The following is a 2,813-nucleotide window of genomic DNA, read 5'->3' as shown; positions in this document are numbered from 1 at the left end:
CTAGGGGCCGCCCCCGGCCCCAGCCCCGGGCAGTGCCCGCCGGGTCCCCTCCTACGGCCGCGGCACCAGGTACTTCCCCGCACCCGGGACGACCTCGACCTCCATCGGCAGTGGTGCGAACCGGTCACCGTCGGCGTAGCCGTTGATCTGCTGGCCGCCGCGGTCGGTCATCTCGATGCGCACCCTGCGTGCCCGGTAGGTGTTCACCCCCTCCTCCTCCTCGACGAAGCTGCCGTCGAAGATCTTCATGAACTTCAGCGCCGCCTTCACCCGGCCCATCCGTTCCAGGACGGTGATGTCGAGGATGCCGTCGTGGTGGTCGGCGTCGGGGCAGATCAGCATGCCCCCGCCGTAGCTCCTCGTGTTGCCCATGGCGACGAGCGTCATGTTCTCCTCGATCACCCTCTCCCCGTCCGTCCCCGGGTCCAGCACCAGCCGGGTGGGGATCGAGTGGAAGTTCAGGAACTCCGCGACGATGGAGACGTTGTAGCGCATCTGCCCCTTCGGCCAGCTGATGCGGTTCGTCCGGTCGGAGACCAGGGAGTCGAAACCGGCGCAGGCGATGGTGCCGAACCAGTGCTCGTCCCCGGCGTCGTTCCTCATCAGGCCCAGGTCCGTGGTGGTGCAGAAACCGCGGGCGACCACGTCCGCAGCCCTGCGCGGGTGGGTGGGGATGCCGTACTCGCGGGCGTGGTCGTTGCCGGTCCCCGCCGGGATGATCCCCAGCGGGGTCGACGACCCCGCCTGCTCCTGCAGCGCGAGGTTGATCAACCCGTCGCCGCCGCACACCACCAGCGCGTCGATCCCCTCCTCGGCGACCATGCGTCCGGCCAGGTCACGGGCCCCTTCGGGCGAGGCCCCCTGGATGCTGACCACGTCGATCCCGTGGTCGGCGAAGCGGTCCCGGGCGATCTCCGCGGCCGAGGCCGCGCCACCCTTGCCCGCGTGGGGGTTGGTCAGCAGGGCGATGCGCTTCAGGTCGACGTGCCCGACCTCGTAGGGGCTGCTCATGCCTCTCCCCCGATCAGCGTTCCGGGGTTGAGGACACCGGCCGGGTCGAGCCGGTTCTTCACCGCCCGCAGCACCTCGACACCGAGCTCACCGATCTCCGCGGCCATGAACGGCCGGTGGTCGGCGCCGACGGCGTGGTGGTGGGTGACCGTCCCCCCGTTCTCGGTGAGCGCCCGGGTGACGTTCGTCTTCGCCTTCCGCCACTGGGCGACCGGGTCACCCTTCTGTGCCGCGACGACGGTGAAGTACAGGGAGCAGCCCTCGGCGTACACGTGGGACACGTGGCACATGATCAGCGCCATGGTGCCCGAGGAGTTCAGGCTCTCGGCCAGGGCGTCACCGACGGCCTTCTTCAGCCGGGGGACGTTCGACCAGTCGGTGCAGGTCTCCAGGGTCTCGCACAGCGCACCGGAGTCCAGCAGCGAGTCGCGCAGCACCGGGGCGTTGAACCGCCCCTGCTCCCAGTGCCGTGCGGGGTCCTCCCCCACACTGGTCGCACCCATGGAGAGCAGCAGCTCACGGGTCTCCCGGTGCCGGGACGCCGCATGCGCCTCGGTCCCCTCGTACATGGTGATGCACATGCACCCCGGTGGGGCACTGGTCTCCCCGGCCTTGTCCCCGGAGGACAGGTTCACCGAGGACTCGATCTCGTCGGACAACCGGATCACCGTCGGCCCGGTCCCGGTCTGCTTCACGGCACGCAGGGCGGCGACACCGGTGGTGAAGTCAGGGAAGGTGAAGGCCTCGTAACGCTTGACCTGCGGCACCGGGTGGACACGCACCCGCACCCGGGTGACCACGCCGAACGCACCCTCCGAACCCATCACCAGCTCCCGCAGGTCCGGGCCGGCGGCGGACGCCGGCGAGGCGTGGCCGACGGTCATCACACCGACCGGCGTCACCAGGGTGAGTTCGCGGACCATGTCGTCGAAACGGCCGTATCCCGCGGAGTTCTGCCCCGAGGAGCGGGTGACCGCGTAACCGCCGACGGTCGCGTAGGGGAAGGACTGAGGGTAGTGGCCGATCTGCAGTCCGTGTTCGGCGAGCAGCAGTTCGGCGGCCGGCCCGGTCAGCCCGGCCCCGAGGGTCGCCAGTCCGGACTCCGCGTCCACGTCGGTGAGTTCGTCGAACCGGGCCAGGTCCAGGCTGACCACGGCACGGAACGTCCGCTCCCCGTCGGTGTCGGCCGGGGTGAGCCCGCCGACGACGGACGTCCCCCCGCCGAAGGGCACCACCGCGATCCCCTCCGCCGAGCAGAACTCCAGGACCGCGAGAACCTCCGCGTCGGTGCCCGGGGCGAGGACCGCGTCCGGCGCCGAGATCACGTGGGACGCCCCGGCGCGCCATTCCAGCAGGTCCAGCGACGACTTCCCGCGGGCGCGGGGGGCGCGCTGGTCGTCGTCGACCGACACGTGTGACTCACCGACGATGCGGGCGAGGGCCTGCAGGTCCCCGTCCGACAGACGGACCGGGCTGAGCGTGACCGCGTCGACCGGCACGTCCTTCGCCGGGGCGGCGGCCGGGTCCTCGCGCACCCCCATCAACGTGCCGAGCATGGACCGGGTGGAGTCACCCAACGGCTTCGCCTCGTCGACGGTGCCCCACAGGTTGAACTTCATCGGGGGCACGGGGACCGAGCTCACAGTGTTCATGCTTGGCAAGGTACCTGGTGGAACCGCCCCGGGGAGGGGAAACGGCCGCTTCCCTCCGGGACCTGCGCACTCGCTGATTGTTCAGGCATCTACTTACCACCCCGTTCCCCACCCCCCCGACCCCCCGGGCAGGGTGGGAAGTCCGGCGGT

General features: G+C 70.7%; 2 protein-coding genes. Both read right to left on the bottom strand.

Features of this window, described 5'->3' with window-relative positions:
* Positions 1-51: 51 nt before the first annotated feature.
* Positions 52-1,011 (bottom strand): diacylglycerol kinase, encoded by a 960-nt coding sequence (locus tag Q0A34_RS10445; protein WP_291479935.1) that lies wholly within the window; start codon positions 1,009-1,011, stop codon positions 52-54.
* Positions 1,008-2,663 (bottom strand): FAD-binding oxidoreductase, encoded by a 1,656-nt coding sequence (locus Q0A34_RS10440; protein WP_291479934.1) that lies wholly within the window; start codon positions 2,661-2,663, stop codon positions 1,008-1,010. Before Q0A34_RS10440 ends, Q0A34_RS10445 begins: the two co-directional genes overlap by 4 nt.
* Positions 2,664-2,813: the final 150 nt, after the last annotated feature.

This window comes from Corynebacterium sp., assembly GCF_022712195.1.
Lineage (GTDB): Bacteria > Actinomycetota > Actinomycetes > Mycobacteriales > Mycobacteriaceae > Corynebacterium.
This window is presented reverse-complemented; position numbering and strand designations above follow the sequence as displayed.

Excerpts from the sequence above, each read along its gene's own strand:
- Q0A34_RS10445 (WP_291479935.1), bottom strand. The coding sequence starts at position 1,011 with ATGAGCAGCCCCTACGAGGTCGGGCACGTCGACCTGAAGCGCATCGCC.
- Q0A34_RS10440 (WP_291479934.1), bottom strand. The coding sequence starts at position 2,663 with ATGAACACTGTGAGCTCGGTCCCCGTGCCCCCGATGAAGTTCAACCTG.